Genomic DNA, 25,558 nt, shown 5'->3' with positions numbered 1-25,558 from the left:
CTACAAGGAAAGCCTCATGGCTGTGAACCTGCACATTCCCGACGAGAGCGCCATCTTCCCGGTGGCGGGTGTGGACATCGGCGTCGCCGAGGCCGGCATCCGCAAGGCCGACCGCCGCGATCTCACGGTCTTTCGCTTCGAGCCCGGCACCACGGTGGCGGGCGTCTTCACCCGCAACCGCTTTCGCGCGGCGCCGGTCCAGGTGTGCGAGGAGAACCTCGCCGACCCGGGCCAGGGCATCCGCGCGCTGGTGATCAACACCGGCAATGCCAACGCCGGCACCGGCGCGCCCGGTCTGGCCGCCTGCCGCGAGGTGTGCGCCGAGCTCGCCAAGCTGATGATGCTCGATCCGCGCCAGGTGCTGCCGTTCTCGACCGGGGTGATCCTGGAGCCGCTGCCCGTGGACCGCATCGTCGCCGGCCTGCCGCATGCGGTGGCCGACCTGCGCCCGGACAACTGGTTCAATGCCGCGCACGGCATCATGACCACCGACACGCTGCCCAAGGTGTCGTCGCTGCGCGTGAACATCGACGGCAAGGTGGTCACCGTGACCGGCGTCAGCAAGGGCGCGGGCATGATCCGCCCGAACATGGCGACCATGCTCGGCTTCGTGGCCACCGACGCCGGCGTGCCCCGGGAGCTGCTCGCCCAGCTCACCCGCGACATCGCCGACCAGTCGTTCAACCGGATCACGGTCGATGGCGACACGTCCACCAACGATTCCTTCATCATCGCGGCCACCGGGCAGAGCGGCGTTCAGATCAGCGGGCCGACGCACCAGGGCTTCCTGGTCCTGCGCGCGGCGCTCGTGGAGATCGCCCGCGACCTGGCGCAGAAGATCGTGCGCGACGCCGAGGGGGCGACCAAGTTCATGACCATCCGTGTCGAGGAGGCCGGCGACAGCGAGGAAGCCCTGAAGGTGGCCTACGCGGTGGCGCACTCGCCCCTGGTCAAGACCGCGTTCTATGCCAGCGACCCCAACCTCGGCCGCATCCTGGCGGCGATCGGCTACGCCGGCATCGAGGATCTCGACGTGGACAAGGTCAACCTTTGGCTGGACGACGAGTGGGTCGCCCGCGACGGCGGCCGCAACCCGACCTATCGCGAGGAAGACGGCCAGAAGGTCATGCAAAAGCCCGAGATCCTGGTGCGCATCGCGCTGGGCCGGGGCAAGGCGCAGGAGACCGTCTACACCTGCGACTTCTCGCACGACTACGTGAGCATCAACGCCGACTACCGTTCCTGATCCTACGCGCGTACGCCCCTGGCGGCGACGCGCGTCATCCTTCATGTCACAGACCGCCTCATCCCCCTCGATTCCCGACCTGCCCGCCCTGATGGCCCAGGCCGCCCGCGTGCTCGCCCAGCTCGAAGCCTGGCTGCCGCCCGCTCCCCCGCCCATCGACTGGAGCGCCCACGCCTACCGCTGGCGCCGCCGCGGCTCGCGCGGCTGGCTCGAAGCCGTGGCCCACGTCGCCCGCATCGAGCTCGACGACCTGCAGCACGTCGATCGCCAGAAGGACGTCATCGAACGCAACACGCTCCAGTTCCTGAAGGGCCGGCCCGCCAACAACGTGCTGATGACGGGCGCGCGCGGCACGGGCAAGAGTTCGCTGGTCAAGGCCATGCTGGCCGCCCACGCGGGGCAGGGCCTGCGCCTGGTCGAGGTCGACAAGGAAGACCTGGCCGACCTGACCGACATCGTCGCCCTGCTCGCCGACCGCGAGGAACGCTACATCCTGTTCTGCGACGATCTCTCGTTCGAGGAAGGCGAAGGCGGCTACAAGGCGCTGAAATCGGTGCTCGACGGTTCGATCTCGGCGACCAGCGGCAACGTGCTGATCTACGCCACGTCCAACCGGCGCCACCTGCTGCCGGAATACATGAGCGAGAACCTCGAGACCAGGCACCAGCCCGACGGCGAGATCCACCCCGGCGACACGGTCGAGGAGAAGATCTCGTTGTCCGAGCGCTTCGGCATCTGGCTCTCGTTCTATCCGTTCCGCCAGGACGACTACCTGGACATCGTGCACCACTGGCTGCGCGAGCTGGGCTGCCCGGCGTCGGGCATCGAAGCCGCGCGCATGCCTGCGCTGCAGTGGGCGCTCGAACGGGGTTCGCGTTCGGGCCGGGTGGCCTGGCAGTTCGCCAAGGATTGGGCGGCGCGCCATGTCGAGTGAGCCCAACGCCGCACCCAAGCTCGTCGAAGTCGCCGCCGGCCTGATCATCGATCGCGAGGGCCGGCTGCTGCTCGGCCAGCGGCCGCAAGGCAAGCCCTACGCCGGCTGGTGGGAGCTGCCCGGCGGCAAGCTCGAGCCGGGCGAGGATGCGCTGACGGCGCTGGCGCGCGAACTGGACGAGGAGCTCGGCATCCAGGTGACCGAGGCCACGCCCTGGATCACCCACGTCCACGCCTATTCGCACGCCACGGTGCGGCTCGAATTCTGCCGCGTCACCGGCTGGCGCGGCGAACCGCGCGGGCTGGAGAACCAGCGCCTGGCCTGGGTCGATCCGCGCCAGGACATCGATGTGCTGCAGGCCGGGCTGGGCGAGGGGCAATTGCTGCCCGCCACGCTGCCCCCGCTGGCCTGGATGCAGGTGCCCGACACGCTGGTGATCGGCGGTATCGGTACGCCCGCCGGGTTGGCCGGCCATCTCGCCCGGGTCGAACGGGCGCTGCGTGCCGGCGTACGGTTGTTCCAGTTCCGCGAACCCGACTGGCCCGAAGGCCCGCAGGCGGCCTCGCTGCACGCGGCCTTGCAGGCGCTGCTGGGCGTTGCGCGCGCGCAGGGCGCCCGGGTACTGGTCAACAGTGCGCATCCGCTCGCCTGGGCCAACGAGGCCGACGGGCTGCATCTGCGCAGCGCGGACCTCGCCCTCGGACGACCCGAGGGCCTGGCCGCGCACGCCTGGCTGGGGGCCTCAGTGCACGATGCAGACCAGATCGCGCAGGCGCGCGCCCTGGGCGCTCGCTACGCCGTGCTGGGCCCGGTGCTCGCCACACCCACGCACCCGCAGGCCGAGCCGCTCGGCTGGGCGCGCTTCGCGGCGCTGCGTGAGCATGCCGGCCTGCCCTTGTTCGCCCTGGGCGGGCAAGGCCTGGCCACGCGCGACGAGGCCCGACGGCAAGGCGCCCATGGCATCGCGGGCATACGTCTGCTGGCCGAGCTGGGCGGTTAGGGCCTGTCACGGGTCTGCCATATCCACCGGGCATAATTCCGGCCGTTCAAAGGCCGCTGTGGCCGGGAGTCGGGATATGGCATCGTTCTTCCGCAATCTGCGGGTTCGCACGGTCGTGGCGGCGGCGCTATGGGCCTTTGTCGTGCTGTTCGCCCTCGCCGGCGCGGGCGGCCTGTGGATGCAGCAGCTCACGCACGAGCGTATCGAAACGCTGGGTAGTGCACAGCTCGCTCAGGCCAACGCCCTGTCCGATACCACCGTCGCGCTGCTGCGCGCCCGCGTGCACTTGGCCGATGCCCGCGGCTACATGGAGGGTGGGCAGGATACAGAGCGCGACACCGCGCTGCGCCAGGCGCACGAGCAACTCGACCTGGCCGACCAGCGCGTGGCCATGCTCGACGGCGAGACCGGCCCGGCCGCCGGGGCGCTGGCCGCCTACCGCGCATGGGTCGCTCAGGGGCTGCGTCCCTGGGGCGCAGCCATCGAGAATTGGAACGGCATCGCCGCCCAGCAGCTCGAGCAGCAGCAGGTCGCCTCGGGCGCGGCGGATTTCCTGCGGGCCGTCGAGGGGTTCCAGGCCGCGCTGCGCGCCCAGGGTGCCCAGGCCGTCGACGCGGCGGGCGCCGCGGTCGATCTCGCGCGCGTGGCCATGGCCGCGGGGCTGGCGCTTGCCGTCGCGCTCGCGCTCTCGTGTCAGGCTTTCATCGGCCGGATGGTGCTGCGTCCGCTGCACTGGGCCGGCGCGCATCTGCTGCGCATCGCCCGCGGCGATCTCTCCACGACCCTGGTCGCGGGTTCCCGCAACGAGATCGGCGCACTGCAGGACCAGTTGAATCTCATGCAGCAGCAGTTGCGCCGCATGGTGCGCACCGTGCGCGATGGCGTCACCGAGATCGACGCGCACACGGTCACCATGGCGACCGACAATGCCGATCTGGCCGCGCATACCGGCCAGCAGGCTGAAGCCTTGCGCGAGACCGCGCAGACGGTGCAATCGCTGGCCCTGACCGTGCACGAGAATGCCGAACACGCCCGCGAGGCGCGCGAGCGGGCGCAGAGCGTCGCCGATGCTGCCCAGGCCTGCGGCGCGGACGTCGGCCGCCTGCTCGAGTCGATCGGCGCCATTGCCGAACGCTCGCGCCGCATCGACGAGCTGGTCGACGTCATGGACGAGATCTCGGTGCAGACCAATCTGCTGGCGCTCAATGCCGCCGTCGAGGCGGCCCGCGCAGGCAGCGAAGGGCGGGGTTTCGGCGTGCTCGCCAACGAGGTGCGCCGACTCGCCACGCAGAGCACGCAATCGGCCGCGCAGGTGCGGCAATTGGTGGGCGAGGCGCGCGCCAGCGTGAACCAGGGCGCACGCTCGGCCGAGGCCGTGCGCCAGAGCATGGCCGGGGTGGTGCAGGGCGCCGCCGCTACGGCCGGGTCGATGGGCGCGCTGGCCCAGGGTGCGGCCCAGCAATCCCACGACATCGGCCACGTGAACGCGGCGATCAAGCGTATTGACGAAGCCACCCGGCGCAACGCCTTGCGCGTGGATGAAGCCGCCGAGGCCGCCGCCCGGCTCGAACACCAGGCCGCGCTGCTGCGCGAGGCGATCGCCGCTTTTCGCGAGGGCGGCCAGACGTCGGCCATCGATGCGCAGCCGCCCGCCGCGCACCTGCCGGGGCGCGCCTACAGGCTGGTGCAGAGCGTCAGCTTGAACGGCACGTCGTAGGCGACGGGCTGGGGCTTGTCCTGACCGTCCTGGGTCGAGAAGCGGATGGAGATCGAATACTTGTTGGCGCTGATCTCGGGAAAGCACACGGCATCGTCCGACAGCCGCACCTGCAGCAACTGGTAGGCCTTGCCGCTGGGCACCTGCTGGTACAGGCCCTGCGGCGCGACGGCGTCCACCACCTCGCCGGTCTGGCGGGTCAGGCGCAGGGTGAGATCGAGCGCATCCTGCAGCGGCCAGAGCGGCGCGCACCAGCGCTGCAGGTCGGCCCGCCTGTCCTCGGCCGGCCGCTGCTGCCATGCGTAGTACGACGGCATGTCGAATTCGCATACGCCGCCGGGGATGACCAGCCTGCTGCGCAGGCTGGCGAGCCACTCGTTCTGGCGCAGCGCCTCGGCGGGCTTGGTGTGGTTGGTGAGCTCGTTGCCGGCTTCCTGGATGCGCTCGACGGTGGCGTCGAGCAGGCTGCGGTCCACGCCCGGATGCTCGCGCAGGGCGGCCAGGCTGTGCCGCTGCCGTTCGAGCTCGTGCAGCAGTTCGGTGCGCACGTCGGCGCGGCCGGCGCCGCGCATGATGGCGTCGCTGATCTCGAACAGGATGCCGAGCGCCGCATGCTGGGCCCGTACGTCATCCTGCTGCACGAAAAAGAGCAGCCGATCGAACTGGTCTTCCAGGCGCAAGAAGTTGCGTATGCGCTCGTTGAAGGGGTATTCGTAGAGAATCACGCCTGTCCTGGGCTTCGTTGCTGCACGTCGTTCTGACCACGGGCCAACGCGCTAGCCCTCGCCCTTCAGGGTTCAGGGCGAGGGCTAGCGAGGCCAGCCCATCCTGGCGCCGGGAGCGACTCACGGGCCGGCCGCAGCGGGCGCCGGCGGTAGCCAGCCTTAGCGGGGCATTGTATCGAGCAAGCAGGGGCGGACAAAGCCAAGGCCTGCGACAAGTCGCTACAAGCGATGACCACGGGCCAAAGCGCTAGCCTCGCCGTTGACGGCGAGGCTAGCGAGGCAAGTCCATCCTGGCGCCGTAGGCGCCCCTGTTGGGTGGCGAGGAGGCTCCCGCCTTCAGGCGGGAGTGACTCACGCTAGGCGTGCGGCGTGCCGGGCGCGTAGGGCGGCTGATCGCGCAAGGCCATCCAGCGCGCATGCTGGGCGGCCACCCGTTCGCTCAACTGTTCGGGCGTGGTCTGGCCGTCGTTCACGATGACGTCGTCGGCTGCGGCGAGGCGTTCGTCGCGAAACGCCTGCACATCGAGGATGCGCTGCACGGCGTCGGGCGTGAGGCCGCTGCGCTGGCCGACGCGCGCGATCTGCGTGGCTTCGTCGCAATCGACCACGCAGATGCGATGGACCCGTTCGCGCCAGCGTCCGGACTCGACCAGCAGCGGCACGACGAATACCGTGTACCAGCCGAGGGCGGCCTCGGCCTCGCGCTGCACCGCGGCACCGATCATGGGGTGGAGCAGGCCTTCCAGGCGGCGGCGCGCCTCGGCGTCGCGAAACACGCGCTCACGCATGGCCGCGCGGTCGAGCGCGCCGCCGGCATCGATCGCCCACTCGCCGAACAGGGCGCGCAGCGGTTCGATGGCAGCGCCCCCCGGGGCCGTGAGCGCGTGGGCGATGGCATCGGTGTCGATCACGCTCGCGCCCAGCGCAGCCAGTTGGTCGGCGACCCGCGTCTTGCCCGAGCCGATGCCTCCGGTCAGGCCGATGCGCAGCCAGGGGCGGGTGGACGGGGTGGCAGTGTCTGTGGTCATGGTAGGCAGGAAAAGGCTGAGAATGGAGCAGGGCTCAGGATAGCCGCAGCCAGGCGGGCAGGAACAGCGCGAGCAGCCCGGCGCCGGCGAGGAACGGCCCGAAGGGCAGCGGCTGGTCGCGCCGCAGGCGGCGCAGGCCGAGCAGCGCGAGGCCGACCGCCGCCCCCGCCACCGATGCATACAGGATGATGCCGGGCAACGCAGGCCAGCCGAACCATGCGCCCAGCGCGGCCAGCAGCTTGAGGTCGCCTTGGCCCATGCCTTCCTTGCCGACGAGCTTCTGGAAGCCGACCGCGATGACCCAGAGCACCAGGTAGCCTGCCATGGCGCCGATCACTGCGGCCTCGAGCGAGGCGTAGCCGTGCGGCGTGAGGTTCAGTGCGAGCCCGGCCCACAGCAGGGGCTGGGTGATCGCGTCGGGCAGCAGCAGGGTGCGCAGATCGATCACGGCGAGCGCGAGCAGCGCCGCGCACAGCGCGGCCGCCGCCGGCATGGCCGGCGTGGCGCCGAAGCGCCAGGCGCAGGCGGCGAACAGCGCGGCGCAGGCAAGCTCGACCAGCGGATACTGCACGCTCACGCTGGCCCGGCAGTGCCGGCAGCGCCCGCGCTGCCACAGCCAGCTCAGCACCGGCACCAGTTCGTACCAGGCGAGGCCGTGGCCGCAGGCCGGGCAATGCGAGCGGGGCCGGGCGAGATCGTAGGGAGGCGCCGCGTCGGCCGCGGCGGCGGATGCGCCGGCGGTGGTCTCTGCCTGCAGCTCGGCGCAGGCTGCGGCCCATTCTCGCTCGAGCATGCGCGGCAGCCGCACGATGACGACGTTCAGGAAGCTGCCGATGACCAGGCCCATTGCGATGGCGGTCGCGTAGAGCCAACCGGCGAACTGCGGCTGCGATATCCCAATGTATGATTCCATGACGGAACAATACTATGGAGCGCCTTCGATGCCCGCCCTGCTGTCTGGAAAATCCCGCATTGCCCGAGTCCTGGCGGGTGCCATGTCGCTGGCGACGCTCGCCGCCTGCCAATACTATGCGCCCAACGCCTACGTGGACCCGGACAGCACCGAGGCCGTCACGCGCGCCCAGGCCGAGCGTCTGCAGCAGTCGGGCGCCTCGCGCAGCATGGCGCCCTCGCAGATCCGCATCGCCACGGGCGGCCTGACCCAGCCGCAGGCCGGCGTGTGCCGCGACTGGCTGGACCCGTGCTGGGAGCAGGGCGCCGGCCAGGTGCAGTCGGCCGATACGCCGGAGGCCCTGCGCATTCCGCGCCCGGCCGAGGCGCAGACCTTTCGCGGCGTGCTGCCCTGCCAGGACGCGGCCATGGGCTGCCAGGGGCAGCGCGCCGTGCTGACCCTGTTCGCCAACGGCACCTGGCGCGCGAACGTCAGCTATCTCGACGGCGCAGGCCGCGCGAGCGCGCCCACCCAGCAGCAGGGCTGCTGGACGCGCGGCTTCGACAATCCGCGCCAGCTCCTGCTCACACTGGCCAATGGCAACCCGCTGGCCGAGTTCAACGCGACCTCGGTCAATTCGCTGCTCGTGCGTTCGCCCGAGGACAGTCCCACGGCGCTGCGTTATACGCTCACGCGCCAACCCGATCCGGAGCTCATGGGCGGTGCACCGCAGGGCCTGCGCTGCCCGGTCTGAGCCGCCAGCGTGCGGCCTGCCGCCACTGATGGGCCCGCACGGCCCGTGCGGGCGGCACTGCGGCACGCCTGAAAAGCAACACCCCGCCACGGCGGGGTGTTGCTTTTTCGGAAGACCGGCCTCCAGCGAGGCCCGGTCTTTCCCGGTCCGGGGCGGGGCCGGGGGATTGCCGCCAGGAACACCCAGCGGCCAGCGCGCAACGGCTCAGGCGCGCTCGAAGATCGCCGCGATGCCCTGGCCGCCGCCGATGCACATCGTCACCAGGGCGTAGCGGCCCTGGATGCGCTGCAGCTCGTACAGCGCCTTGACGGTGATGAGCGCACCCGTGGCGCCGATCGGGTGGCCGATCGAAATGCCGCTGCCGTTCGGGTTGACCTTGGCCGGGTCCAGGCCGAGCTCTTTGGAGACCGCGCAAGCCTGGGCGGCGAAGGCCTCGTTGGCTTCGATCACGTCGAGCTGCTCGGCGCGCAGCCCGGCCTTTTCCAGCACCTTGCGGGTGGCCGGCACCGGGCCGATGCCCATCAGGGTCGGCTCCACGCCGGCATGCGCATAGGCCACCAGGCGGCCCAGCGGCTTGGCACCGCGGCGCGCGACCGTCTCGCCGTCCATGAGCACCACCGCGGCCGCGCCGTCGTTCAGCCCCGAGGCGTTGCCGGCCGTGACCGTGCCGTTCTCCTTGGCGAACACCGGCCTGAGCTTGGTCAGGCTCTCCAGGCTGACGTCGCCGCGCACGTGCTCGTCGGTGTCGAACACCACCTCGCCCTTGCGGGTCTTGAGCGTGACCGGCAGGATCTGCTCCTTGAAGTGACCGGCAGCGTGAGCCGCGGCGGCGCGCTGGTGCGAGGTGAGCGCGAGGCGGTCCTGGTCGTCACGGCTGATGCCGTACTCGCGGGCCACGTTCTCGGCGGTCACGCCCATGTGGATGGTGTGAAAGGGGTCGTGCAGGGCGCCCAGCATCATGTCGAGCATCTTGACGTCGCCCATGCGCGCACCGAAGCGCGTGGCGCTCGAGATGTAGGGCGCGCGGCTCATGCTCTCCGCACCGCCGCCGATGGCGATGTCGGCGTCGCCCAGCAGGATCGACTGCGCGGCCGAGACGATGGCCTGCAGGCCCGAGCCGCACAGGCGGTTGACGGTGAGGGCCGGCGCATCCTTGGAGACGCCGCCCTCGATGGCCGCGACGCGCGCCACGTACATATCGCGCGGCTCGGTCTGAATCACGTTGCCGAACACGACGTGCTGGACTTCGTCGCCCGCCACGCCGGCGCGCGCCAGGCTCTCCTTGACGACCATCGCGCCCAGTTGGGTGGGCGAGAAGTCCTTCAGGCTGCCGCCGAAATCTCCCACGGCAGTACGGGTGCCGGCCACGACGAATACATCGCGCATGATGTCCTCCTGATATTGTGGTGCTGCGCGTTGAACTGCGAAATCAATAGCGCTCGGCCGCTTCGTTCTCGGCCAGGATGCGCATGTAGAGCGCATGCCGCTCGGTGTCGATGCGCCCGGTCTCCAGGGCCGCGAGCACCGCACAGCCCGGCTCGTGCCGGTGCGTGCAGTTGTAGAAGCGGCACTGCGCGGCGAACGGCGCGAACTCGGGAAAGCCGCGTTCGACGTCCTCGCGCGAGAGATGGGCCAGGCCGAAACCCTGGAAGCCGGGCGAGTCGATCAGATGCCCTGGCGCCCCGGGTCGGGTGAGCGCTTCGGGTAGATGATACAGGCGCGTGCTGGTGGTCGTGTGGCGCCCGGTGCCCAGGGCCTCGGAGTGTTCGCGGGTGGCCGCGCCGGCTTCGGGGACCAGGGCGTTGAGCAATGTGGACTTGCCCATGCCGCTCTGGCCCAGCAGCAGGCTGATCCTGCCGGCAAGCACCGGCGCCAGGCGGGCGCGGGCCGCTTCGGCATCGAGCGCGGAAAGCTCGAGCACCGGCACGCCGATCTCGGGGTAGCGCGCGAGCCGCTCGCGCGCGGCGGCGAGCCGCGCCGGCCGATCGACCTTGTTGAGCAGGATGGTGGCCGGCACCCCGGCGCTGGCCGCGGCGACCAGCGAGCGGCCGAGCAGGTCGGCCGAGAACTCCGGCTCGGTGGCGACCACCAGCAGCAGGGTGTCCAGATTGGCGGCAAACTGCTTGCTGCGCTGCTGGTCGCTGCGAAAAAGCAGGTTGCGGCGCGGCAGCACGGCCTCGATGGCGCCTTCGTTGTCGCCCTGCAGGCTGATGCGCACCCGATCGCCGACGGCGGCCTGGGCCTTCTTGCCGCGCGGATAGCTCTGGCGCACGCTGCCGTCGGCCAACTCGACCCCGTAGTGGCGCCCGTGCGCCGAGACCACCCAGCCTTCCTGCAGGGCGGCCTTCGCGCGCCCGCTCACCCGCCGTACACCTGATCCAGGTGGGCCGCGGCGATGAAGTCGTTGAGCGAGATCCCGTTGGCCGAGTGGGTGTCGAAGGCCGCCGCCACCCGGTCGTAGGTGACGGTCAGTTCGGGATGGTGGTCTTCGCGATGGATGACCCAGGCGATCGCGTTCACGAAGGCCATGGTCTCGTGATAGTTCTTGAACACGTAGGTGCGCCGCAGCTTGCCGTGCGCGTAGCGCCAGTCGGGCAGTACCTGCAGTTGCGCCTGGATCTGCGCGTCCGAGAGCTGATCCTGCGGGTTCATGTGCCGGCAGTGGGCGGCGCGGAGCTGTTCGAGCGTGAGCGGGGTGTTCTGGGTCATGGATGGCTGGGCGTGAGTCGGCCGATGCGAACGGCGGCCGGGGGATGGCTATCGTAGAACGCCGAATGCGCCGGGTCCGGCGTCAGCGTGGCGGCGTTGTCATCGTACAGCTTGACCAGGGCCGAAACCAGGCGGGAAGCGTCGGTCTGGTCGGCGGCGTAGCGGTCCGCCTCGAACTCGTCGCGGCGCGAGAACCAGCTCGTGAGCGGGGTGAGCAGGAAGGTGAAGACCGGCATCGTCAGCATGAACAGGATCAGGGCGAGCGCGCTGTTCGAACCGACCAGGTTGGGCTCCACGCCCAGCCCGGTGTAGAACCAGGGGCGCTGCGCCAGCCAGCCGAGCAGTACCAGAAAGCCCAGCGACACGGCGAAGTTCATGACGATGCGCTTGAGGATGTGCCGGTGCTTGAAGTGTCCCAGTTCGTGGGCGAGCACCGCCTCGACTTCGTCCGCATTCAGGCGCGAGAGCAGGGTGTCGAAGAACACGATCCGCTTGGCGCGGCCAAAGCCCGTGAAATAGGCGTTGCCGTGCGCCGAGCGCTTGGAGCCGTCCATCACGAACAGGCCTTGCAGCGAGAAGCCGCAGCGTTCGGCCAGGCTCCGGATGCGGCCGGCCAGCTCGGCGTCCTGCAGCGGCGTGAACTTGTTGAACATCGGCGCGATGACCGTCGGAAAAAGCCACAGCACCGCCAGGTTGAAGAGTGCCCACACGGCCCAGACCCAGAGCCACCAGTAGGCGCCTGCGCTGTCCATCAGCCAGAGGATCACGGCGAGCAGGGGCAGGCCCAGCACCGCGCCGAGCAGCACGCCCTTGGCGAGATCGGCCACGAACAGGCGCGGCGTCATGCGGTTGAACCCGAAGCGGGCTTCGAGCCGGAACTGGCGGTAGATCGTGAAGGGCAGGCCGACGGCGCCGAGCACGGCGACCACGGCGACGATCAGGGCCATCTGGCGCGCCAGTTCGCCGCCGGGCAACCCATAGGAGACCACCGCCAGCCACTGCAGCCCGCCCAGCAGCGTCAGGCCGACCAGCACGGCGGCGTCGACCACTGTCTCGAGCATGCCCAGGCGCACCCGCGCGGCCGTGTAGTCGGCCGCGCGCTGGTGGCTGCGCAGGCCGATGCGGTGCGCGAACACCGGCGGCACGGCGGCCCGGTGGCGGGCCACGTGGCGAATCTGCCGCAGCGAGAGCCACAGGCGCACCATGACGCCGAGGATCAGCACGGCGACGAAAAGAAGTGTGAATGTCATAGACCAGTAGCCCGGCCCGGGCGCGCGGGCCGGGTGTGCGAAAATGAGCCGCTTTGCGGCGGGGCCGCCATGCCAGGCGAGGCGGCATCCGGGGCGGCCCCCCGGGGGCGCCGGGCGCCGGCGCGCCGCCGGGTCAATTGCCGGAGTCTGATTATATGGTCCCGAACGAAAACCATCTGGTGTGGCTGGACATGGAGATGAGCGGGCTCGATCCCGAGCGCGAGCGCATCCTCGAGGTCGCCGTGGTGGTTACCGACGCCTTTCTGGAAACCGTCGCCGAAGGCCCGGTGCTGGTCGTGCACCAGCCTGACGAACTGCTCGACGGCATGGATAGCTGGAACAAGTCCACCCATGGCAAGAGCGGCCTGATCGACAAGGTGAAGGCGTCCACCCTCACCGAAGCCGAAGCCGAGGAGCAGTTGCTCGCCTTTCTCAGGCAGTACGTTCCCGCCGGCAAGTCGCCCCTGTGCGGCAACACCATCGGCCAGGATCGCCGCTTCATGGTGCGCTACATGCCGCGCCTGGAGCAGTTCTTTCACTACCGCAACCTCGACGTCAGCACCCTCAAGGAACTCTGCCGCCGCTGGAAGCCGGAGATCTACCGCAACTTCACCAAGCAGTCCAAGCACGAGGCCCTGTCGGACGTCTACGACTCCATCGAGGAGCTGAAGTACTACCGCGAGCACTTCATCAAGGTGTAGACGCCGCGGCGGCCGCGCCCCGCGTGCGCCGCAGGGCCCGCCAGTACACCGGCTGCATCAGCGCGCAGGACAGCATCAGGCCCGTCGTCGCCATCAGCCACAGTGCCGCTGCGCCGGCCGGCGCGTCCGGCGCGATGCGCGCGATCACCGGCGCGAGCCCGCCCGCGCCCGGCCCATAGGCCAGATACCAGCCGCCCACCAGCCCGACGAGGCCCAGCGCCACCGCCTGCAGCAGCATCGGCACGATCGCGATCCGGTAGGCGCGCAGCAGGTACAGCGTCATCGCATGCAGGGCGTCGGCCAGGTGGAACAGCGGCAGCACCACCAGCAGGGGCACCGCCAGAACCGCCACGTCCACGCTGTCGGTGTAGAACCCGACGATGTGCTCGCGCGCGCCGAGCAGGATCGCCACCGTGATCGCCACTTCGCCGACGATCAGCAGGAACCCCGCCTGCCCGAGGCGCCGCGCCGCGTCCCATTGATGCGCGCCCAGCGCCTGGGCCGCCTGCGCCGAGGTGGCGATGCCCAGCGCCATCGGCGCCATGTAGCACAGCGCGGCCAGATTGGCCGTGATCTGGTGGGCACCCGTCGCGGCGATACCGCTGCGCGCCACCATCAGCGCCATGAAGGTGAAGGCCATCACCTCGATGAGGTAGGACGCGCCCATGGGCAGCCCCAGGCGCAGCAGCTCGCGCTGGTCGGCCCAGCGCGGGCGGCCCAGGCGCAGCCGAAAGCGCCGGAAGTAGGCGTCGTGGCGCAGCACCAGCCCCGCCAGCACCACGCTCGCCCAGAACACCAGGGCGGTGGCCATGCCCGCGCCCACGGCGCCGAACGCCGGCAGCCCGAACTTGCCGAAGATCAGCACCCAGTTGAAGAAGGCCTTGAGCGCCACACCCACCAGCATGATGCGCATGATGACCTTGGGCCGCGAGACGGCGGCGCCCAGCGCATACATGGCGCGGAACACCAGGGCCGCGGGCAGGGCGAAGGCGAGCGCGATCAGGTAGCCGTCGATGCGCGTCCGGACCGCGGGCTCGATGTCGCCCGAGAGGGCGAGCAGCGGGTCGGGAAACAGCAGCACGGCCACCCCGAAGGCCGACAGGAACAGCGCGAGCCAGACGCCCTGTCCCCAGCCGCTGCCCACGTCCTCGAGGCGGCCGGCGCCCAGGCGCTGGGCAAGGATCGGAATCAGTGCGTGCACCACGCCCATCAGGCCGACGAAGACCGTGATGTTGATCGCCACGGCCAGGGCCATCGCGGCCAGGTCCTCCGGCGAGGCGTGCCCGGTCATGCTCGTGTCGAGCACGCCGAAGGCGATGCCCGCCCATTGCCCGATCATCACCGGCCAGGCCTGGCCGACCAGGCGGCGGGCCAGGCGGCCCAGGCCGTCGGCATCGGAAGGCGGCGTCTGCAGCGCGTCGCTCTGCGTGCTGGTGCTCATGATGTTTGCATCCGTGGGGCGGTGGGGCGCGGCGGACGGGTCCTTCGGCGGCGCGCGGAGCCGGGGCCCCCGTTCAGGGCGAGACCCGGATCACCCGATACCATTCCTGGCGGTCGGCCGGGCGCGCGCCTTCCCAGAGCAGGGTTTCGTCGGCGCGCAGTTCGGGCAGTTCGTCCTGGTCGGTCTGCTGCACGACGAGGCGGCAGGCGCCGTCGAAGCTGAACACCAGCCCGCCCAGCACCGCGAACGAGGCGCGCTGGGCGAGGTTCAGGCCGCGCGTGCGCACGCATTCGCCGGGCCCCTGCTCGGCCAGCGTCTGCGCGATGGCGTTCGCCACCGGGCGATAGCTGCGCGCATAGTCGATCGGCGCGAGCCACAGCAGATTCAGCAGGACCCACGTCACCAGCACCCCGCCGGCCGAGAGCATCGAGCCGCGCCAGAGCGCCGCAGGATGCACGCGCAGCCGCCAGGTGATCAGCGCGACCCACGCGGCCGTGGCCAGCAGCGCGCCGAGCACGGCGAGCCAGACGAACTGCATCTGAAAGCCCGGCGTCTGGCGCTCGATATTATTGGCGATCTGGTTCGGCCAGCCCGACAGCGCGGTGGTCCAGCCGAACCACACCAGAAAGGCGGCGACCGAGAAGGCCATCACCGCGAACCAGTCCAACCAGTTCACCTGGCCGCGCCGCAGCGTGGGCAGGGCGAGCGCGCTCAGCATCGCGGTCGGCACGACCATTCCCAGCAGTTCGGCTTCGCCGGGGTGGTGGGTGACGAGCAGCATCAGCAGCGCGCCGCCGCCGAACGCCAGCGGCACGCGCAGGTGGGCCGCGCCATACCAGCCGCGCCAGCGCACCAGCGCGAGCAGGGCGAGCGGCCACAGCGGCCACAGGAACCAGGGCGCGTTGCGCAGGGCGCTGGCGGTGCCGTCGAGCGTGGGCAGGCCGAAGAAGCTGGTGTGCCAGTTGTACCAGCCCTGCATCCAGTACAGGCTGGTGTCGAGCGCGGGCATCCACCACGCCGCCACCAGCAGCACCGCGAGCGGCGCGGCGAGCAGGAGGGCGGCGCGCACGCCGCGCCAGCCGGTGGCGGGCAGGGCGAAGGGCAGCGCCGCGAGCAGCGGCAGCAGGGTGGCGCCGCCGCGCGTCAGGACCGCGCCCGCGAGGGCGAGCCCGAGCGTGGCCGCGCCCAGCCAGGGCCGGTCGAGCATGCGCGCGACAGAATAGAAGGCCAGCGCCTGGCAGGCGACCGCCGCCGGGATGACCGAGGTCTCGTGCGTGCGCCAGGTCAGGCCGAGCGTGGCGATGAGCAGCAGCAGCGCGGCATCCGCGAGCATGCGGCCGTAGTCGGAAGGCGCCGGCTGGCCGCCGAAGGGCAGGGCCAGCGGCTGGGCCTCGCTGCGCCGGCCGAGCAGGTAGGTGCCGTACCACACCGAACTGGTGGTGATCGCGAACCAGAGCAGATTGGGCAGGCGCGCCGCGTTGATCTCGCCGATCCACGGGCCCAGCAGCCACATGGCGCCGGCGCCCGCCCACATCGCCAGCGGGCCGTTGGCGGTCGCGGTGATGCCCGCGACCTGCGGCAGCAGCCAGGCTTCGCCCTGCAGGTGGACCGCGCTCCACATCTGCGCCATCCCGATCACGTCGTCCGTCTTCCAGGGGTCGCGCCCGAACAGGCCGAAGAGGATGTAGACCAGGCAGACGCCCAGCAGTACGGGGCGCGAGAGCTTGGCGGCGGCGGGCGCCGTCATCCGCGCCGGCGTGGCGCGTACAGCGGAAGCGAGGACAGGCACGGGTCAGCGATAGCTTGGATCGTTCATGGTGCGTGCGCACCGGGACAGCGCATTATGAAGCAAAAGCCGGTTCGGCCTTGCGGCGGCGCGACGGCGGCGAAAAGGCGACGATGCGCGCTTGAACGCCGAAGATCCCCTGGGGGCACGCCGCTCGGTGGTCGGGACGGATGCGCCGGCCGCGGGAGCAATGCACGAGCGTGGTGCGCGCCCGGCGGCGGCCCGGGAAGTCGCGCCGCCGGGCGCCGCGACGGGGGGAGCACGGCGATCCGAACAGCGGCTTTGGGATGGCCCGACGGCAAAAAAGGCAGCCGAGGCTGCCTTTTTTGCGTAGCCGTGATGCCCGCTCGAGCGGACGCGGCGGCGAATTACTTCGCGGCGGCGGCGGCGCCGGTGGTGCGGGCGAAGCGCTGGCGGAACTTCTCCACGCGGCCGGTCTCCACGATGCGCGTCTGCGCGCCGGTGTAGAACGGGTGCGATTCGGACGTCACGTCGCACTTGAAGAGCGGGTAGCTCTTGCCGTCGACTTCGATGGTTTCACGGGTGTGGAGCGTGGAACGAGAGATGACTTTGGAACCGGTCTGCACGTCGAGGAAGACGACTTCGCGGTAGTCAGGATGGATGCCTTCTTTCATGGCGCGTATTCCTTGAAATATTTCCTGGGTTTACCCGCGCCACGCCCCGCACCGGGGTGCCGGGCGGGCAATGGCTGTCGGACGCTGGCGGGCTGGGCCCTGTTGTTGTGGGCCCTGCCAAAAAAGGGCTGGCTGCCCGCCTGGGTCAAAGGTAAAGGGCTGCTGCCTCTGGCCCGATGAACACGAAATTATGACTCAAATCGGCACGTCTGGCAACTGTCGCGCCTGGCCGGGGCCGCATCGGGCGCGAACGCTCACAGGCCGGCCGTGCCGGTGGATGCCAGGCCCTGCACCAGTGCCGTCAGCGCCGGCGCCACGGCGGCATCGAGCTTGAGCGTGGCGAGCGCGTCGGCGCGGGTGCGGCCCCGGTTCAGGATGGCGATCGCCTGGCCGCGCTCGGCGGCCTTACGCGCGAACCGGAAACCCGAATAGACCATCAGCGACGAGCCCACCACCAGCAGGGCATCGGCCTGCGCGAGCGCATCCGTGGCGGCGCGCACCCGCGCAAGGGGAACGTTGTCGCCGAAGAACACCACGTCGGGCTTGAGCCGCCCGCCGCAGCGGCTGCAGGCCGGCACGGTGAACGCCGAGAAGTCGGCACCGTCCAGCTCGGCATCCCCATCGGGCGCCGGCGCGGCCTGCGCGCTGGCCCACGCGGGGTTGGCGTCGGCCAGCGCCCGCTGGAATACCGCGCGCGGCAGCCGATGGCCGCAGTCCAGGCACACGACCTGGTCCAGGCGGCCATGCAGGTCGATCACCGCCCGGCTGCCCGCGGCCGCGTGCAGGCCGTCCACGTTCTGGGTGACCAGCCGGGCGACATGGCCGAGCGCCTCCAGGCGCGCCAGGGCGAGGTGCGCGGCATTGGGCCGCGCCGCGCCGAAGTGGCGCCAGCCGATCAGGCTGCGCGCCCAGTAGCGCCGGCGCACCGCCGGGTCGGCGACGAAATCGCGATGGTCCACCGGCCGGGGACGTTTCCAGGCGCCGTCGGCGTCGCGGTAGTCCGGGATGCCCGAGTCGGTGCTGCAGCCCGCGCCGGTGAGTACCAGCAGCCGCGGGTGGCGTTGCACGAAGGCGAGCAGGGATGCTGCCGTTGGGTTTGCGTCATGCGCAAACGAATGCGCGGTACCTGTTGCGGAAACCCGGCTCATATCTCCACCTTGCCGCCCAGCTCGACCACCGCATTCGCGGGCAGGTGCAGGAAGTCGGCGGCGTCGCTGGCGTTGCGATGCATCTGCACGAAGAGTTTCTCGCGCCACGGCGCCATGCCCGCGCCCGGCGTGGATACGACGATGACGCGCGACAGGAAGTAGCTGGTCGTCATCGCGTCGAGCCGGCAGCCGGGCAGGCCGGCGCGCTCGATGGTCGCGGCCAGGTCCAGATCGTCGGTAAACCCTGTATGCACCTGCAATTCCCAGCAGCGATTGCCGAGGGCGCTGGCGTACAGCCGCTGCTCGGGCGGTATGCGCGGCACCTCGTGCGGCACCAGGGTGACGAACAGGTTGTTCTCGTGCAGCACCTTGTTGTGCTTCAGATTGTGCAGCAGGGCGTCGGGCACCGTGCCGGCGTTGGCGGTCATGAAGACCGCGGTGCCGGGCACGCGTTCGGGCGGGTGCTGGAAGACCGAGTCGAGGAAGGCGGGAAGCGCAATGGCATGCGCCTGCTGGGCCTGCGCGACGAGCTGGCGGCCTCGGCACCAGGTCATCATGAGCAGGAACATGCTGGCTCCGATCAGCAGGGGGAACCAGCCGCCGTCGAACAGCTTGAGCAGGTTGGAGGCGAAGAACAGGGCGTCGATGACGAAGAAGACGCCGGTGGCGAACACGCACAGCACGAGCGGATAGCGCCAGGCATAGCGCAGCACGAAGAAGGTGAGGATGGTCGTGATCAGCATGTCCAGCGTGACCGCGATGCCGTAGGCGCCGGCGAGCCTGCTCGAACTGCCGAACAGCACCACGGCGAAGGCGATCGCCACGAAAAGCGACCAGTTCACCGCGGGAATGTAGATGCGCCCGGCATGCTCGGCGCTGGTGTACTGCACGTGCAGGCGCGGCAGGTAGCCGAGCTGGATCACCTGGCGGGTCACGCTGAACGCCCCGGTGATGAGTGCCTGCGAGGCGATCACCGTGGCCGCCGTGGCCAGGACCACCAGGGGGATCACGCCCCATGCGGGCACCATCAGGTAGAACGGGTTGCGGATAGCCTGCGGATCTTCGAGCAGCAGCGCCCCCTGGCCGAAGTAGTTGAGCGTGAGCGCGGGCATCACGACCAGATACCAGGCGAGGCGGATCGGCCGCTTGCCGAAGTGCCCGAGGTCGGCGTAGAGCGCTTCGGCGCCCGTCACGCAGAGCACGGTCGCGCCCAGGATGATGAAGGTGGTGCCGGGGTTCTCGAGGATGAAGCCGAGCGCGTACGTGGGCAGCAGCGCCGCGAGGATCTCGGGATGGCGCAGGATCTGGTTTGCGCCGAGCAGGGCGATGACGCCGAACCACACCAGCGTGACGGGCCCGAACAGCCGCCCGATGCCGCCGGTGCCCCGCTTCTGCATGGCGAAGAGCAGGAACAGCACGAGCAGCGTGGCGGGCAGCACGTAGGGCGCGAGCGCCGGCGAGATCACTTCCAGCCCCTCGATGGCCGAGAGCACCGAGATGGCCGGGGTGATCACGCCGTCGCCATAGAACAGCGAGGTGCCGAAGATGCCGAGCGCGAGCAGCCAGCGGCGCAGCCCCGGCTTGTCGACGACCGCCTGCGAGGCGAGCGCGAGCATCGCGACCAGCCCCCCCTCGCCGGCGTTGTCCGCGCGCAGCACGAGCAGCACGTACTTGATCGACACGATGACCGTGAGCGTCCAGAAGATCAGCGAGGAGATCCCATAGACATTTGCCGTGGTCATGGCGACGTGTCCCTGGCCGAAGACCTCCTTGGTGGCATACAGCACGCTGGTGCCGATGTCGCCATAGACGACGCCGAGTGCGCCCAGGGTGAGGGCCGGCAGGCTGATTCTGGCGGAGGACACGGTGCGCGTACGCGGGCTCGGGGGGATGCGCTATTGTGCCTTGCGCGGCCAGCAAATGGGCGCGCTTTCCCTCGTATGAGGTGCGCATGCCGGGTGGTATGCTGAACCGTCGTCCAGAGTACGGATTCGTCGTCATGGCCAAAGCTGCTGCCCCGGTTGCCTTGTATGTGCAAATGAAGGACGCGATCCGCGAGGCGATCGCCCAGGGCCATTGGCGGCCTGGCGACCGCGTGCCGTCCGAGCACGAGCTCACCCGCGAGTACGGGGTGTCGCGCATGACGGCCAACCGCGTGCTGCGCGAGTTGACGGCCGAGGGCCTGATCTTGCGCACCCAGGGCGTCGGCTCCTTCGTCGCCGAGCTGCAGCCGATTGCCTCGGTGCTGCACATGCCCGAAATCCAGGACGACATCGCCGCGCGCGGCCATGCGCATTCGGCCCACGTGCTCGTGCGCGAAAAGATCGCGAGCGACGCCGATCTGGCCGCGGCGATGGGTTTGCGCAGCCGCACGGCGGTGTTCAGCGTCACGCTGGTCCACCGCGAGGACGGGGTGCCGGTGCAGCTCGAAGAGCGCTTCGTCAATCCGGCCGTCTGCCCGGACTTTCTCGCCTTCGACTTCGACGCGGCCACGCCGGGCCGCTATCTGGCCGAACACGCGCCGCTCACCGAGGCCGAACAGGCCGTCGAGGCGGTGGCCGCCCCGGCCGCCGTCGCGCAGGCGCTGGACGTGGCCGAGGCCACCCCTTGTCTGCTCGTGCGGCGCCGCGTCTATTGCGGCGCCGACGTGGCTTGCGTGGTCCGTCTCTGGCATCCGGGCGGGCGCTTTCGCCTGACCGGCCACTTCAAGCCCTGAGGCTCGCGGCCGGGGAACGGCGCCCGGTGTCCTTCCCCGGCACGGGCCCGGTTCAGTCCGCGCGGCGTACCGGCGGCGCCTGATAGCTGCCGTCGAGCAGCGCCTGGCGCGGCTGGTAGGCGCGCAGGCACAGATAGAACCCGTCCTTCGGCGCCGGCAGCCAGTTGCCCTGGTCCTCGCTTGCCGGGGCCTCGTGCTGGATCCGGATCTCCAGGCTGCCGTCCGCACCCCAGCGCAGGTGCCGGCTGCGATCGCCGACGGCATAGCGCTCGAGTGCATTGGGCACCAACATGAAGTCGCGGGTGCTATAGAGCGTCACCGACCAGAAGCAGTCCACGGGCGCAAGCTCGTGCGGCTCGAAGCGCAGCACGTAGCGATGGCTGCCGTCCAGGCGTTCGCCCTCGGCGTCGACGTAGCTCATCGCGTAATACGCTTCGTCCGTGCACAGCGCGCCGATGTAGCCGATGGCCACGAAGGCGCGTTGCCGGTAGTCGGTGCCGAAGCTCTCGCCGATGAACTTGGGCGGCTCCCAGCTCGCGCGCGGGCCGTTGTCCTGCTGGCGGCTGCCACGGCTGCGCTGGCTCATCTCCTCGCGCGCCGCGTCGTAGCCTGCCTGGATCGCCTCGCGCTGGGCCGGTGTGCAGGCATCCAGCGTGCCGGCGTCCGCCTGCGGGCCCAGGCCGAGTGCGGCCAGACGCGCCATCAGCGCCGCTTCGCTCGCCGGCGGCGGGTTCTCGCGCAGGCCGCGCGCCACGATGCGCAGGTAGGCCAGTGCATCGTCCGGGAAGCGCTTCTCGGCCATCCAGGCGTCGACCACGCGGCCATCGGTGTCGTCGCTGCCCAGGGCGGTAATGGTGTAGCCCTCCTGCAGCGCGTTGACGGCGGCCACGTCGTCCGGCCCGTCGACCAGGATGCGGCCGATGATCCACACCATCGGCGTGGGGCAGCGCACGAGCTGCATGCCTTCGGGTACGTCGCCCTGCCAGCCCGGGCCGGCCACCAGGAAGCGGCCGGCGCCGGTGCCGGTGGTGCGCCGGCCCAGGTGGCAGAACGGGTTGGTGTAGGCGTCCAGAAAGCCGAGCACGTAATAGCGGTCGGCGGTGTCCGGCACCGAGATCACCACCGGGCCCTGGGCCAGGTCGAGCCAGGCGTTGGTGTAGAGCGTGTCGTAGTTGGGCGTCACCACGCGGCTCTCGCCGGCCTTGAGCAGGTGGCGCGCGTGGATGAAGGTGTTGACCCAGCGATGGGTGCTCTCCCGGGTCTCGCCGGCCGGCGTGCCGCGGGCATTGCGGCGCGGCGCGGTCAGGGTGCGCATGCGCAGCATCTCGAACACCGGGCAGGTGTAGACGAAGGCTTCGGCCGCCAGCTCGCGCAGGCTGAGCTCGGTCGATGGGGTGGCGGAATTCACGCGTCGTGCTCCAGGAGTCGCGGCATCACTGCACGCGGGTGACGGCGGGGATGCGGTAGCTGCGGTCCAGGATCTCCTGGCGCGGGTGGTACAGGCGCAGGACCAGGTAGAACGCGCCGGCCGGCGCGGGCAGCCAGTTGCTGCGGCCCTGCCTGGGCTCCTCGTGCTGCAGGTACAGGGTCAGCGAGCCGTCGCTGTTGTATTCCAGGCCCTTGGTGCGGTCGCCCAGCGCATAGCGCTTGATGGGGTTGTCGATGAGGTAGAAGTCGTCGCCGTACAGGGTCACGGACCAGAAGGCGTCGACCGGCGGCAGTTGGCCCGCGGGGAAGTGCAGCACGTAGGCGTTGCTGCCATGCAGCGGGCGCTTGTCGCCGTCGAAGTCGGACATGGCATACAGCGCTTCGCTGCCGACCAGAGCGCCCAGCCCCTTCATCGCGGTCGCCGCGCGCGTGACGTACTCGAAGCCGTAGACGCCGATCCGGTAGCTGAGCCCCCACGAGCGGGCGCGCTTGCTGCGGGTGATCGAGTGGATGAAGTCGCGCGCATCCTCCACGGCCCAGGCCACGGCTTCGCGCACTTCCGGCTCCAGCGCCTGGGCGTCGAAGGGCGCGCCAGGCCGGATGCCGATCGGCGCGAGCTGCGCTACCAGGCCGCGCTCGGCCTCGGCCACCGGGAAGTCGGCCAGCCCGCGCGCGAGGTTGGCGTAGAAGGCCAGCGGGTCGCCGCTGGCGTCGTAATCGCGCACGCTCGCCGGCAGGCGGCCCGGCTTGCCGGAGAGCGGCTCCAGCGTGAAGCTCTGCTGGAAGGCCTGCGCGGCAGAAAGGTCGTCGGCATCGTCGACCAGGATGCGGCCGATCACCCAGACCAGGTCGGTCGGCGCGCGCACCTCGCGCACGCCCTCGGGCAGCTCGCCCTGCCAGTCGGGGCCGACGATGGCATGGCGCGCGGGGCCGTCGCCGCATTCGCGCGGGCCGATGTTGGTCCAGTTGTTGGTATGCGCATCGAGCAGCGCCATGACGAAGTAGCGGCCGGTGGGCGTGGGCGTGCCCAGGATGACCGGGCCGTCGGCGAGGTTGAGCCAGGAGGTCGAGTAGATCAGGTCGTTGGCCGGCGTCACCACCCAGCGGTCTTCATGGGTGCTGGGCCGGGTGGCATGGTTGAAGGTGTTGATGTGCGGCCTGCCGTCGGCGGGGCCGGCGGCGTCGGTGAAGCCCTCGTAGCAGGTGCGCAGGGATTCGATCAGAGGGTAGCCCCAGACCCAGCCCTGGAAGGCGGCGGAATAGGCCTGGCGTTGGGCGGGCGAATTCAGGGTGCGTGTCGTCATGTCGGATTTCCGTCAGTCCAGAGTGATGTCGGCGGCCTGGATCACGTCGCCCCAGACCTTCAGGTCGTTGGCGATGGTATCGGCGAAGGCCTGGGCGTTCTTGTCGGCCGGGGCCGTCATGTTGAGCTGGCGAAAGCGCTCGATCATTTCCGGGTCCTTGAGCACGGTGTTGACCGCGGTGTTGATCTGCGCCACCAGCTCGGGGTCCATGCCCTTGGGCCCGAAGACGCCATACCAGGATTCGGCGTCGTAATCGATGCCCAGTTCGGTCAGGGTCGGCACGTCCGGGTTCATCGGCGCGCGGGTCTTGCCGCTGTTGGCGATCGGGACGATCTGGCCGGACTGGATCATCGGCAGCGACGAGGAGCTGTCGACGAAGGCGATGGGCAGGCGCCCGCCGACCATGTCGATCAGCGAGGGCTGCACGCCCTTGTACGGCACGTGCTGCATCTTGAGCCCGGTCTGCTGCTTGATCGCCTCCATCGTGATGTGGCCGCCCGAGCCGTTGCCCCAACTGCCGTAGCTGTAGACGTCGGGCTTGGCCTTGACTTCCTCGAGCATGCCGGCGAAGTCCTTGGCCGGGAATTCCTTGCTGACGACCAGCAGGTTGCCGCCCGCGCCGATCTGGGCGATCGGGGTGAGGTCCGTCTGCGGGTCGTGCGGCAGGTTGGGCATCAAGAGCTTGTTCGAGACGATGGCTGCCGCGTAGGTGAAGGACAGCGTGTAGCCGTCCGGCTTGGCGCGGGCGACGGTGTCGTTGCCGATCATGCCGTTCGCGCCGGGCTTGCTTTCCACGATGATGGTCTGGCCGATCACCTTGCTCAGGCGGTCGGCTACCAGGCGGCCCATGGTGTCCGTGCCGCCGCCCGCGGCGGACGTGATGATGAATGTGACCGGCTTGGCCTTGGGCCAGGGCTCGGCTGCCTGGGCGCCGGCGGCGCACAGCAGGCCGACGCCGAGCAGGCCGGCGGTGATCAGGTTCTTCGTGCTCATGAAGGTCTCCTCGAATGCTGGGGCGGGGCGGGCGCGCGGCCCGCTCCGGTCTCATGGTGGCAAACGTGCGTGCTCGTGCTCAGGGCAGCGAAATATGGGCGGCTTTGATGACCTCGTCCCACACCTTCACGTCGTTCGCGATGGTCGCGGCGAACTCGGCGGAGGTGCGCGGCTGGGGCGCGGCCATGTTCAGTTGCTCGAAGCGGGCGGCGATCTCCGGGTCCACCATGGCTTTGTTCATGGCGGCGTTGATGCGCTCGACCAGGGCCGGGTCCATGCCCTTGGGGCCGAACAGGCCGAACCACGCATCGGCGTTGAACTGCACCCCCTGTTCGAGCAGGGTGGGCACCTGCGGCGTGGCGGGCGGGCGCACGCTGGCGCTGCTCACCACCGGGATCAGCTCGCCCGACTGGATCATCGGCAGCGGGCCCGAGGCGTCCACGAAGGCCACCTGGATGCGCCCGCCCTTCAGGTCGGTCAGGATCTGCGGCACGGTCTTGTAGGGGATGTGCTCGATGTCCATGCCGGTTTGGTGCTTGATGCTCTCCATGGCGATGTGCCCGCCCGAGCCGGTGCCCCACGAGGCATAGTTGTACTTGCCCGGGTTGTTCTTGACTTCGGCGACCACGCCGGGGAAGTCCTTGGCCGGGAAGTCCTGCGTGACCACCAGCAGGTTGCCGCCGCGGCCGACCTGCGCGATGGGTGTCAGGTCGGTCAGCGGGTCGTGCGGCATGCTGGGGTTGAGCAGCTTGTTGCCGATGATGGTCGCGGCATACGTGAAGCCGAGGGTGTAGCCGTCCGGCTTGGCGCGGACCACCGCGTCGTTGCCGACCACGCCCGTGGCGCCGGCCTTGTTCTCGATCACGATGGACTGGCCGAGATCCGCACTCAGCCGCTGGGCCAGCAGGCGGCCGAGGATGTCGGGCTGGCTGCCCGCGGAGGCCGGCAGGATGAGCTGGATCGGCCGTTCCTCGGGCCAGGAGGCGGCCTGTGCCGCGAGGGACAGGGAAACGGCGGCGATACCCAGCAGGGCGCGCGGCCAGGGGGGGAAGCATGCAGGCATGGAGTGTCTCCTCGTTCTGCGTCTGCGATTGCCGTCTGTGCGGCGGATAGGGAGCGCGGACAGCGCCTGTCGCTGCCCGCGCTGGCCG

The 25,558-nt window shown here is 70.2% G+C and carries 23 protein-coding genes; 7 read left to right on the top strand and 16 right to left on the bottom strand.

What is annotated here, in order from left to right:
- The first annotated feature begins 16 nt into the window (after nt 1-16).
- The 4 genes from argJ to FOZ76_RS24770 all read left to right on the top strand — a co-directional run bounded on the left by argJ (nt 17) and on the right by FOZ76_RS24770 (nt 4,897).
- On the top strand, nt 17-1,246 hold the full coding sequence (gene argJ, locus FOZ76_RS24785) for a bifunctional glutamate N-acetyltransferase/amino-acid acetyltransferase ArgJ (RefSeq protein WP_143950969.1): 1,230 nt from the start codon (nt 17-19) through the stop codon (nt 1,244-1,246).
- A gap of 91 nt (nt 1,247-1,337) precedes the next feature.
- Entirely contained in the window at nt 1,338-2,180 is an 843-nt protein-coding gene (locus tag FOZ76_RS24780) for an ATP-binding protein (RefSeq protein ID WP_425473352.1), read from the top strand.
- Nucleotides 2,170-3,180 (top strand): Nudix family hydrolase, encoded by a 1,011-nt coding sequence (locus FOZ76_RS24775; RefSeq protein ID WP_143950967.1) that lies wholly within the window; start codon nt 2,170-2,172, stop codon nt 3,178-3,180. Before FOZ76_RS24780 ends, FOZ76_RS24775 begins: the two co-directional genes overlap by 11 nt.
- Nucleotides 3,181-3,256: 76 nt before the next feature.
- Nucleotides 3,257-4,897, top strand: coding sequence for a methyl-accepting chemotaxis protein (locus FOZ76_RS24770; RefSeq protein ID WP_170235623.1), 1,641 nt, complete (start codon nt 3,257-3,259; stop codon nt 4,895-4,897).
- Here the strand turns inward: FOZ76_RS24770 and zapD are convergent.
- From zapD to FOZ76_RS24755, 3 genes are all read right to left on the bottom strand, one after another.
- Entirely contained in the window at nt 4,855-5,622 is a 768-nt protein-coding gene (zapD, locus tag FOZ76_RS24765; protein WP_143950965.1) for a cell division protein ZapD, read from the bottom strand. The genes FOZ76_RS24770 and zapD overlap by 43 nt on opposite strands.
- A gap of 356 nt (nt 5,623-5,978) precedes the next feature.
- Nucleotides 5,979-6,650 (bottom strand): dephospho-CoA kinase, encoded by a 672-nt coding sequence (gene coaE, locus FOZ76_RS24760; protein ID WP_143950964.1) that lies wholly within the window; start codon nt 6,648-6,650, stop codon nt 5,979-5,981.
- 34 nt (nt 6,651-6,684) lie between these two features.
- Nucleotides 6,685-7,563 carry a prepilin peptidase gene (locus FOZ76_RS24755; protein ID WP_143950963.1) on the bottom strand — a complete coding sequence of 293 codons (879 nt, stop codon included), beginning with the start codon at nt 7,561-7,563 and terminating at the stop codon, nt 6,685-6,687.
- A 28-nt stretch (nt 7,564-7,591) separates the two neighbouring features.
- On the opposite strand from FOZ76_RS24755, the gene FOZ76_RS24750 reads away from it, so the two are divergent.
- On the top strand, nt 7,592-8,296 hold the full coding sequence (locus FOZ76_RS24750) for a copper resistance protein NlpE N-terminal domain-containing protein (RefSeq protein ID WP_170235622.1): 705 nt from the start codon (nt 7,592-7,594) through the stop codon (nt 8,294-8,296).
- Between the two features lie 204 nt (nt 8,297-8,500).
- Here FOZ76_RS24750 and bktB read toward each other — a convergent pair whose 3' ends face one another.
- The 4 genes from bktB to FOZ76_RS24730 are packed head-to-tail and all read right to left on the bottom strand — an operon-like array spanning nt 8,501 to nt 12,255.
- On the bottom strand, nt 8,501-9,685 hold the full coding sequence (bktB, locus tag FOZ76_RS24745) for a beta-ketothiolase BktB (RefSeq protein ID WP_143951264.1): 1,185 nt from the start codon (nt 9,683-9,685) through the stop codon (nt 8,501-8,503).
- Between the two features lie 40 nt (nt 9,686-9,725).
- The gene (gene rsgA / locus FOZ76_RS24740; RefSeq protein WP_246129757.1) at nt 9,726-10,658 is read right to left on the bottom strand and encodes a ribosome small subunit-dependent GTPase A; all 933 of its coding nucleotides are present in this window, start codon (nt 10,656-10,658) and stop codon (nt 9,726-9,728) included.
- The gene (locus tag FOZ76_RS24735) at nt 10,655-11,005 is read right to left on the bottom strand and encodes a 4a-hydroxytetrahydrobiopterin dehydratase (protein ID WP_211366497.1); all 351 of its coding nucleotides are present in this window, start codon (nt 11,003-11,005) and stop codon (nt 10,655-10,657) included. The genes rsgA and FOZ76_RS24735 overlap by 4 nt, the downstream gene beginning before the upstream one ends.
- Complete coding sequence (locus FOZ76_RS24730; protein ID WP_143950961.1) at nt 11,002-12,255, bottom strand: M48 family metallopeptidase; 1,254 nt, start codon at nt 12,253-12,255, stop codon at nt 11,002-11,004. Before FOZ76_RS24730 ends, FOZ76_RS24735 begins: the two co-directional genes overlap by 4 nt.
- 155 nt (nt 12,256-12,410) lie before the next feature.
- Here FOZ76_RS24730 and orn point away from each other — a divergent pair, with 155 nt between their 5' ends.
- Nucleotides 12,411-12,956, top strand: a complete 546-nt coding sequence (gene orn / locus FOZ76_RS24725) for an oligoribonuclease (protein WP_143950960.1) — start codon at nt 12,411-12,413, stop codon at nt 12,954-12,956.
- Here the strand turns inward: orn and FOZ76_RS24720 are convergent.
- The 5 genes from FOZ76_RS24720 to FOZ76_RS24700 all read right to left on the bottom strand — a co-directional run bounded on the left by FOZ76_RS24720 (nt 12,946) and on the right by FOZ76_RS24700 (nt 19,831).
- Nucleotides 12,946-14,397 carry an MATE family efflux transporter gene (locus FOZ76_RS24720; protein WP_143950959.1) on the bottom strand — a complete coding sequence of 484 codons (1,452 nt, stop codon included), beginning with the start codon at nt 14,395-14,397 and terminating at the stop codon, nt 12,946-12,948. The genes orn and FOZ76_RS24720 overlap by 11 nt on opposite strands.
- A gap of 73 nt (nt 14,398-14,470) precedes the next feature.
- On the bottom strand, nt 14,471-16,144 hold the full coding sequence (locus FOZ76_RS24715; protein WP_143950958.1) for a glycosyltransferase: 1,674 nt from the start codon (nt 16,142-16,144) through the stop codon (nt 14,471-14,473).
- Between the two features lie 407 nt (nt 16,145-16,551).
- Nucleotides 16,552-16,818, bottom strand: coding sequence for a type B 50S ribosomal protein L31 (locus FOZ76_RS24710; RefSeq protein ID WP_143950957.1), 267 nt, complete (start codon nt 16,816-16,818; stop codon nt 16,552-16,554).
- Between the two features lie 254 nt (nt 16,819-17,072).
- The gene (locus FOZ76_RS24705; RefSeq protein ID WP_143950956.1) at nt 17,073-17,966 is read right to left on the bottom strand and encodes an NAD-dependent protein deacetylase; all 894 of its coding nucleotides are present in this window, start codon (nt 17,964-17,966) and stop codon (nt 17,073-17,075) included.
- Entirely contained in the window at nt 17,963-19,831 is a 1,869-nt protein-coding gene (locus tag FOZ76_RS24700) for a potassium transporter Kup (protein WP_143950955.1), read from the bottom strand. The genes FOZ76_RS24705 and FOZ76_RS24700 overlap by 4 nt, the downstream gene beginning before the upstream one ends.
- A 134-nt stretch (nt 19,832-19,965) precedes the next feature.
- Between FOZ76_RS24700 and hutC the strand changes: the two genes are divergently transcribed.
- Nucleotides 19,966-20,682, top strand: coding sequence for a histidine utilization transcriptional repressor HutC (gene hutC / locus FOZ76_RS24695; protein ID WP_143950954.1), 717 nt, complete (start codon nt 19,966-19,968; stop codon nt 20,680-20,682).
- Between the two features lie 52 nt (nt 20,683-20,734).
- Here hutC and FOZ76_RS24690 read toward each other — a convergent pair whose 3' ends face one another.
- The 4 genes from FOZ76_RS24690 to FOZ76_RS24675 all read right to left on the bottom strand — a co-directional run bounded on the left by FOZ76_RS24690 (nt 20,735) and on the right by FOZ76_RS24675 (nt 25,470).
- Nucleotides 20,735-22,090: a DUF1254 domain-containing protein gene (locus FOZ76_RS24690; RefSeq protein ID WP_246129756.1), complete on the bottom strand. Its 1,356-nt coding sequence runs from the start codon at nt 22,088-22,090 to the stop codon at nt 20,735-20,737.
- 25 nt (nt 22,091-22,115) lie between these two features.
- Nucleotides 22,116-23,414, bottom strand: a complete 1,299-nt coding sequence (locus FOZ76_RS24685) for a DUF1254 domain-containing protein (protein WP_143950953.1) — start codon at nt 23,412-23,414, stop codon at nt 22,116-22,118.
- 12 nt (nt 23,415-23,426) lie between these two features.
- Nucleotides 23,427-24,407: a Bug family tripartite tricarboxylate transporter substrate binding protein gene (locus FOZ76_RS24680; protein WP_143950952.1), complete on the bottom strand. Its 981-nt coding sequence runs from the start codon at nt 24,405-24,407 to the stop codon at nt 23,427-23,429.
- Between the two features lie 79 nt (nt 24,408-24,486).
- A complete protein-coding gene (locus FOZ76_RS24675) occupies nt 24,487-25,470 on the bottom strand; it encodes a Bug family tripartite tricarboxylate transporter substrate binding protein (protein ID WP_170235621.1) in 984 nt (327 codons plus the stop codon).
- Nucleotides 25,471-25,558: the final 88 nt, after the last annotated feature.

Source organism: Verticiella sediminum, from assembly GCF_007558815.1.
GTDB classification, from domain to species: Bacteria; Pseudomonadota; Gammaproteobacteria; order Burkholderiales; family Burkholderiaceae_B; genus Verticiella; species Verticiella sediminum.
This window is presented reverse-complemented; position numbering and strand designations above follow the sequence as displayed.

Coding starts and splice junctions, on each gene's coding strand:
- argJ (WP_143950969.1), top strand. CDS start 17: ATGGCTGTGAACCTGCACATTCCCGACGAGAGCGCCATCTTCCCGGTG.
- coaE (WP_143950964.1), bottom strand. CDS start 6,650: ATGACCACAGACACTGCCACCCCGTCCACCCGCCCCTGGCTGCGCATC.
- FOZ76_RS24750 (WP_170235622.1), top strand. CDS start 7,592: ATGCCCGCCCTGCTGTCTGGAAAATCCCGCATTGCCCGAGTCCTGGCG.
- FOZ76_RS24755 (WP_143950963.1), bottom strand. CDS start 7,563: ATGGAATCATACATTGGGATATCGCAGCCGCAGTTCGCCGGTTGGCTC.
- FOZ76_RS24675 (WP_170235621.1), bottom strand. CDS start 25,470: ATGCCTGCATGCTTCCCCCCCTGGCCGCGCGCCCTGCTGGGTATCGCC.
- FOZ76_RS24780 (WP_425473352.1), top strand. CDS start 1,338: ATGGCCCAGGCCGCCCGCGTGCTCGCCCAGCTCGAAGCCTGGCTGCCG.
- hutC (WP_143950954.1), top strand. CDS start 19,966: ATGGCCAAAGCTGCTGCCCCGGTTGCCTTGTATGTGCAAATGAAGGAC.
- FOZ76_RS24685 (WP_143950953.1), bottom strand. CDS start 23,414: ATGACGACACGCACCCTGAATTCGCCCGCCCAACGCCAGGCCTATTCC.
- FOZ76_RS24735 (WP_211366497.1), bottom strand. CDS start 11,005: ATGACCCAGAACACCCCGCTCACGCTCGAACAGCTCCGCGCCGCCCAC.
- FOZ76_RS24770 (WP_170235623.1), top strand. CDS start 3,257: ATGGCATCGTTCTTCCGCAATCTGCGGGTTCGCACGGTCGTGGCGGCG.
- FOZ76_RS24710 (WP_143950957.1), bottom strand. CDS start 16,818: ATGAAAGAAGGCATCCATCCTGACTACCGCGAAGTCGTCTTCCTCGAC.
- FOZ76_RS24680 (WP_143950952.1), bottom strand. CDS start 24,407: ATGAGCACGAAGAACCTGATCACCGCCGGCCTGCTCGGCGTCGGCCTG.
- FOZ76_RS24775 (WP_143950967.1), top strand. CDS start 2,170: ATGTCGAGTGAGCCCAACGCCGCACCCAAGCTCGTCGAAGTCGCCGCC.
- FOZ76_RS24715 (WP_143950958.1), bottom strand. CDS start 16,144: ATGACGGCGCCCGCCGCCGCCAAGCTCTCGCGCCCCGTACTGCTGGGC.
- FOZ76_RS24705 (WP_143950956.1), bottom strand. CDS start 17,966: ATGAGCCGGGTTTCCGCAACAGGTACCGCGCATTCGTTTGCGCATGAC.
- orn (WP_143950960.1), top strand. CDS start 12,411: ATGGTCCCGAACGAAAACCATCTGGTGTGGCTGGACATGGAGATGAGC.
- FOZ76_RS24730 (WP_143950961.1), bottom strand. CDS start 12,255: ATGACATTCACACTTCTTTTCGTCGCCGTGCTGATCCTCGGCGTCATG.
- FOZ76_RS24720 (WP_143950959.1), bottom strand. CDS start 14,397: ATGAGCACCAGCACGCAGAGCGACGCGCTGCAGACGCCGCCTTCCGAT.